Origin of the sequence: Flavobacterium pectinovorum, from assembly GCF_900142715.1 — a bacterium.
In the GTDB taxonomy this organism is placed as follows: domain Bacteria; phylum Bacteroidota; class Bacteroidia; order Flavobacteriales; family Flavobacteriaceae; genus Flavobacterium; species Flavobacterium pectinovorum.
Map to the genome: position 1 here is coordinate 172517 of NZ_FRBX01000007.1, position 6420 is coordinate 178936.

General features: G+C 26.1%; 5 protein-coding genes. All 5 read left to right on the plus strand.

The window, feature by feature from the left end:
• Positions 1–48: 48 nt before the first annotated feature.
• Entirely contained in the window at positions 49–291 is a 243-nt protein-coding gene (locus tag BUE22_RS21015; protein WP_073397957.1) for a hypothetical protein, read from the plus strand.
• Positions 292–397: 106 nt separating this feature from the next.
• On the plus strand, positions 398–2419 hold the full coding sequence (locus BUE22_RS21020; protein ID WP_243396860.1) for a sensor histidine kinase: 2022 nt from the start codon (positions 398–400) through the stop codon (positions 2417–2419).
• 258 nt (positions 2420–2677) lie between these two features.
• Complete coding sequence (locus BUE22_RS21025; RefSeq protein WP_124020543.1) at positions 2678–3007, plus strand: peptidase associated/transthyretin-like domain-containing protein; 330 nt, start codon at positions 2678–2680, stop codon at positions 3005–3007.
• 159 nt (positions 3008–3166) lie between these two features.
• On the plus strand, positions 3167–5068 hold the full coding sequence (locus tag BUE22_RS21030) for an alpha/beta fold hydrolase (protein WP_073397959.1): 1902 nt from the start codon (positions 3167–3169) through the stop codon (positions 5066–5068).
• Between the two features lie 661 nt (positions 5069–5729).
• Positions 5730–6420: hypothetical protein (locus BUE22_RS23780; protein ID WP_159438492.1), on the plus strand; the 691-nt coding region annotated here is incomplete at its 3' end.

The following is a 6420-nucleotide window of genomic DNA, read 5'->3' on the forward strand; positions in this document are numbered from 1 at the left end:
GTAAATCTAGGATGTTTTTTTGTACTAAATGATATTAATATAAATTTTATGAAAAGCAAATTATACATTGTAGGCCTTGTTTCCTTTTCTTTATTAACCTATTCATGCTCTAATGATGATAGTTATGAAGTTCCTGAAGTTAAAAGTCGTAATTTTAAAATTAGTCCACAGACTGATTTTAAAAATGAATTAAATAAAAAAAGAAATGATTCAACGACTGTGATTTTAAATATGGAGATTATGAGTGTTAATGGAGACCCAAGTAATCCGATACCCCCAAGAGCTAAATAATTCAGGGTTATAATTATTTCAAGATAGACTATGTGATTTATACTTAATTGCATAGTCTTCTTGTTTCATAATAGTATATTTGAAATTTAAAATAATAATTACAATCTTGAGAACTCTTGCTTATATAATTTTACTATTTCTACTACTATTATTTTCATGCAAAAAAAATGATTCTGTTGCTTATGATAAAAATGCAGCTATTTTTTTTGATAAAAATTATATAGATAAATTAGGGAAAAATAAAAAAGAGAAATATCTAGATTCAATAGTAGATTTATTAAAATTAAAAAAAAATGATTCAACTGTCAGAAATTCATATTTGAAAACGGCAACAGAATATTATTACATCAATAATTTTGAAAAATCTTTATCTGCTAGTTTAAATGCATTGCGACTATCAAAACAGTCAGACGATAGTATTAGAATGGCAAAGGCATCCTATTATGTGGGTGATTGTTATATTAACTCAAAAAAAGACAGTGCTTACTTTTATTATTTACTTGCAGAAAAACTATATTATAATATACATGACTATGATAATGTTGGCAGAATGTTATTCAATAAAGCCTATGTTTTATTTTATAATGGAAATTATGTTGAATGTGAGGTTGAAATTGCTAAAGCATTACGATATTTAAAGAAATCTACAAATCATCAGTTGATTTTCTCTTGTAACACATTAATAGGTAATTGTTTAGAAAAATTGGTTGAGTATGACGAAGCATTACATTATCACAAATTGGCTTTAGGTGAATTAGAAAAAATGAAAATTAATGGTAATGATGATAGTAATGAGATAAACAATTACTATGTATCTTCTATGATTAATATCTGTAACTTATATGATTTAAAAGGTGAATTCCCGAAGTCTATTAAAATATTAAAGAGTCTGCTTTCAGCAGATTTAAAAAAAAGCAATCCTAGATTATATGCTAATGTTTTAAGCAATTTGGCTTATTCTAAGATGAAAAACAGGAATTATGAGAATATTGGTTTAATGTTTTTTGAATCCTTAAAGATTGTTGATAGTATTGGAGCAGAGTCGGATATTTTATATAAAAAGATACATATTGGAGAATATTTTTTAAGCCAGAAGGATACTACAAAAGCAATTCAAATTTTAAAAGAAGCTAATCAATTAGCAGTTAAAATTAAGAATAGTAACGAAATATTAACATCGTTAAAATTTCTCTCCAAAATAGATAAAACGCACAGGTTGTTTTATGCAAATGAATATATAAAGTTAAGTGATAGTATCAATACACTTCAAAAAAATGCTCATAATAAGTATGCCAGAATTGAATATGAAACCTCAAGAATTGAGGATGAAAATAAAATTTTGACAAAAAAGAACTTTTACATTTTAATTATTTCATTTGGACTAATCTTATTATTGATAATAATTATTGTTTTAAGATCTTTAAAATATAAAAATAAAGAGTTGGAGTTTTTAAAGGAACAGCAAAAAGCTAATGAAGAAATCTACCAGCTGTTGACTGAGCAAAATGAAAAAATAAATGTTGCAAAAGAGAATGAGAAAGCTAAAATAGCAAAAGAATTACATGATGGCATAATGAATAAAATTTATGGTGTTCGAATGAACTTAGGTTTCTTTAATTCTAAAGTTGACGAGAAAATAATTGAAAAAAGAAAAGAATATATTTTTGAATTACAAAATATTGAGAATGAGATTAGAACTATTTCACATGACTTAAGTCGAAGTTCTTTTTTGGAAGATAATGATTTTGATGTTTTGTTATTAAATTTAATTGAAAATCAAAAAGACATTAGCTTTACCCAGTTTAAATACCTAAATGATGGAATGTTTGAATGGTCAAGTATTCAAAATTTATATAAGATAAATTTATATCGTATAATTCAGGAAGCTATTTTGAATGTTAACAAGTATGCAAATGCTAAAAATTGTGAAATAAGTGTTCAAAAGTTTAATGATGCTTCCTTAATAATCTCTATTGTAGATGATGGACAGGGTTTTGATATTAAGAATAAAAAAAATGGCATAGGGTTAACCAACATAAAAGAGCGAACGAATTCTCTTAAAGGGGAATTTCATATAGAATCTAAAATTGGGGTGGGAACGAAAATTAAAGTTACACTTCATTTTTAAATCTGGATCTTAAATGATTTAAATTTTCTTTCAAGTTTATTCCTTCTTACTTTAAAGAACCATACCAATATTTATTAGTGATTGTAAAATAGTTTTACCTTCAGAAAAAATGCAATTCCGTAATTTTTATATTTAAATTCCGTAATTTTTAGCTAAATGTTACTGTTATTTTCGTGAAATAAAAATCAACAAAATAAAAATTATAAATTTTCAAGATTTATAAAACCAAAAGCAAAAAAATAAACTAAAAAACGGTAAATGAAAAAGATTCAATATTTAATATTCATTTCATTTCTTTTTATGTCTTTTAATGGAATAAATAATTATTCAATATGGGGGAGATTAGTTGATCACGGATTCAGCCCTGTATCGATATTTAAAATTAAAGTTTTTCAAGAAAGAGATAGTGTTTTTGTTAAAGAGTTACATTTTAATGATAAAAATGGAGAGTTTATCATAAAAGATTTACCACCAAATAAATATATTTTAGAAATAACTGTTGAACAATATACTAAATATAGTATAACAAAGGAAATAATAAATAAAAATGAATCATTGGGGGAAATTTATTTACAAAATACTTGGTAAAAACACACTTTAAATTCTTATTTACTCCTTTAATTTAAATTTTTTATTGGTACGGGATTGACTGTTCATATAGTCGAAGAAAGTTACTTTGGTCAAGAAACAACTAAAAAGGCAGTAATAAGATTAGCTAAAATTTAGGATATTATTTTAAATACACGAATGAGAATTAAACGCGACATTAAAAAACTATTTATTTGCATCATTTTTTTTCATTTATTTTTACACGTAAATGCGCAAAATCCAAATGACTATCAACTTCAAACCACTGCAAGTTATTTTCCAGACTGGAAGGAAGTAAATAGCCAAAATATAAAATGGTATCGTTTCAATGTTCCTGAAAATTGGGAAAATACCAGTTCAAATAAAACCATAAAATTGGCTGTCGCTGTTCTACCGTGTTTAAAAAAGTCAAGTAAAAACGTAGTACATATTTCTGGTGGTCCAGGTGGTTGGTGCATAGGCCCTATCAAAAAATGGTTAAATCATCCTTTAAGAAACGAAGCAAATATTATACTTGTTGATTTAAGGGGTACTGGTTTTTCTGAACCTGCTCTTTGTCCTAAACTTGGAGAACAGATTTTGCAAGTGCTTGCCGAAAATAATAGTACAACTAAAGATATAAATGAAATTGTCAATGTTTCAGAACAATGCAAAAATGACCTTATTGTAAAAGGAATAGATATAAAAGCGTATAATAGTTTAAATATTTCAAAAGATTTACACGCATTAAAAAAATCATTAGGCATAAACAAATGGTTTGTATATGGTATATCTTATGGTACTTATATCTCACAAGTTTATTCTGATCAATTTCCAAATGATTTCGAAGGCATTATTCTGGATTCTCCGATTAATGATATTAATGAATATTATAAAAATAATACTTTTAATTATATTAATAGTCTGAATACCCTTTTTAAGGAAAGTAAACAAAAATACCCTGATTTAGAATCAAAATATTATTCAGTAATAAATAAATTGAGTAAAAAAGGCATAGAGGTAAATGTTGAGAAAGCTATTGTTCAAACAGAAAAATTTACCTATAATGCTGATGATTTTAAAATAATTATTCATCAATCTCTTTATAATCAACAATTAATTGAATTGATTCCTTTAATAATAAACGGTTTTTATAAAGAAGATAAATTTATATTAGCGAATTTAGTAGATGCTTTTTCTGAAGCATTAAAAAGAGACTTTGGTACTTATTATTGCGTTTCATGTAATGATGGGTTTACAGATAAAAGTATTGCGGAATATGACAAAAATGCTTCTGTATTTAAAAAAAATAAAGGAGGAATATTATTTTATCGTTCAGACTTGTCTGTTTGTGAAGAATGGGGAATTGGCGCAAAAAAAATAAATTCAGCACAAAAAAGCAATCACATTAAAGCTTTAATTTTTGCCGGAAAATATGATCCAATTACACCTTTATATAACGGTAAGGAAATTGCAAAAAAATATAAAAACAGCTTTCTATTTGAAATGCCTTATGGTCATGCAACAAGTTTTTCAAAAGCTGGAAAGGGTATAGTAGAGCATTTTGTAAAAACACCTGATAAGAAACCTGAAGTAAAAGAAAAATTAAGTCAAATTGAATTTATTTCTGATATTAAATATAATCCTGGAATATCTAAGTTGGCAAAAAGTCTAAATAAACCAATTCTGTTATTTTTATCGCCGTTGATTATTGCATTAATAATAATTTTTGGTACATTCTTGTATTGTGTTTTTTCAATTTTTAGAAATAAAAATAAAGATTTGAACCTATTGAAATACTTATTTATCGCAAACTCTTTGTTAGGGATGATTGTAGTATTTGGTTTCATTTGGGCTATTTTTCAGACTTCTAAATACAATCTTTTTATTCTACTATTTGGATTGCCTGAAAAATATAATTTTTTATTTATTTTAAATTATATATTTATTGGAACAACAATTATTAGTGTATTCTACTTACTACTTAAAATAAAGATTATACCATACATAGAAGTGGTTTTTTCGATAGCATTTTCTTTTATATTAGTAATTATTTATTTCTCCTATTGGGGAATCTTCTAATTGATAAGGTGCAAGTTATTAATATTATAAAGTGATTTATAATATAATAACTTATGCTATTCGATTACTTCTTTCGTTATCCACTCCAAATACTGCCCAGTAGAGAAAAGTTTATGTTTACACAAACCTCAAACCGCTGAAGGAAAAGTCTATAGGGCGTATGAATTTAGCATAAAGCAACTCTTGTCAGGGATTTAAAAACAGAAATAAATCACTTAAGTAAAAAACGTCTTGGGTTAATCCGCATAAAATTTAAAAAAAACACTCGAAAAATTACAACTTGTAATGTAAAACAAAGAGATGGAAATATTTAGGAAGATATGATTTCTTAAAAAAATGTGTCCAGATCAAAACTATTTCCTTTTATATAAATGCTTTTTTTATGGCAATTTTCTAAACTTAAACAAGTTGGTAATAAGCCGTAAGTTTTACCTGTAAAGTCCGTAATTTTTTATTAAGCGCTATGTTATTTTTGCGTTATGCTATAATAAAGTTCATGTATTATTAATGAATTTTTTTAGAATAGTTAACTGTTTTATACTAAGTATGAATTGTCATTTTTGATTAAAAATACTACTAAAATACTGCGTTGAATATTTTGATCTTTATTTCTCTCGATGATATAAAAGATACACTCGTTAAATAAAATGTTATAAGTTTCATGGAAAACATTAATAAAATTGCAGAGCTTTTTTGGAATAACAAAATCAAGGGCAAAGAGCCGGTATTCCCGTTAAATAAAGAAATTAGCTCCTTTAAATACACAATTGAATTGGAAGACTTGGGATATTTGCAAAAGATATCCAATAATAATCGTCTTTCACAATTTTCAATAATTACTGCGATATATTCCCTATTGCTGCACAAATATTTTTATAATTATACAGGCATTATTACCTCTTACAACTCTTTGATAGGAAATAAAGATTCCAATCCTTTCTTTTTGGAAGACGATACCAATTCATCAAACAAATCTTTTAAGGAGCATTTACAAACAATATCCGAAGAAATCCAAAACAAATTGGCTTATGCAGCCTATGATTCAGCCTGTTTGGATTTAGCCTGTTATTCCCATTTTGGAATCAGTTTAAACGATGGGTCAATAGAGGCGAGTAAATGCAAAGGCGTTTTATTAAATTTTAATATAACCGATGAGGTATTAGAATTAGTAATTTACTATAATGAAGATTTTGTCGAAAAATCATTACTACAGCATTTAGGTTCCGGTTTTAGGAAAATTTTAGTCCATCTTCAGGAATTTATTAACGGTGACACAAATGAGTTTGATTTATTAGGCTCAGAAGAGAAACATCAGTTATTATTTGATTTTAACAATACTACAGTAGATTATC

What these genes read in the sequence shown, in the direction of transcription:
- BUE22_RS21015 (WP_073397957.1), top strand. Translation starts at nt 49, where the DNA reads ATGAAAAGCAAATTATACATTGTAGGCCTTGTTTCCTTTTCTTTATTA.
- BUE22_RS21025 (WP_124020543.1), top strand. Translation starts at nt 2,678, where the DNA reads ATGAAAAAGATTCAATATTTAATATTCATTTCATTTCTTTTTATGTCT.
- BUE22_RS21030 (WP_073397959.1), top strand. Translation starts at nt 3,167, where the DNA reads ATGAGAATTAAACGCGACATTAAAAAACTATTTATTTGCATCATTTTT.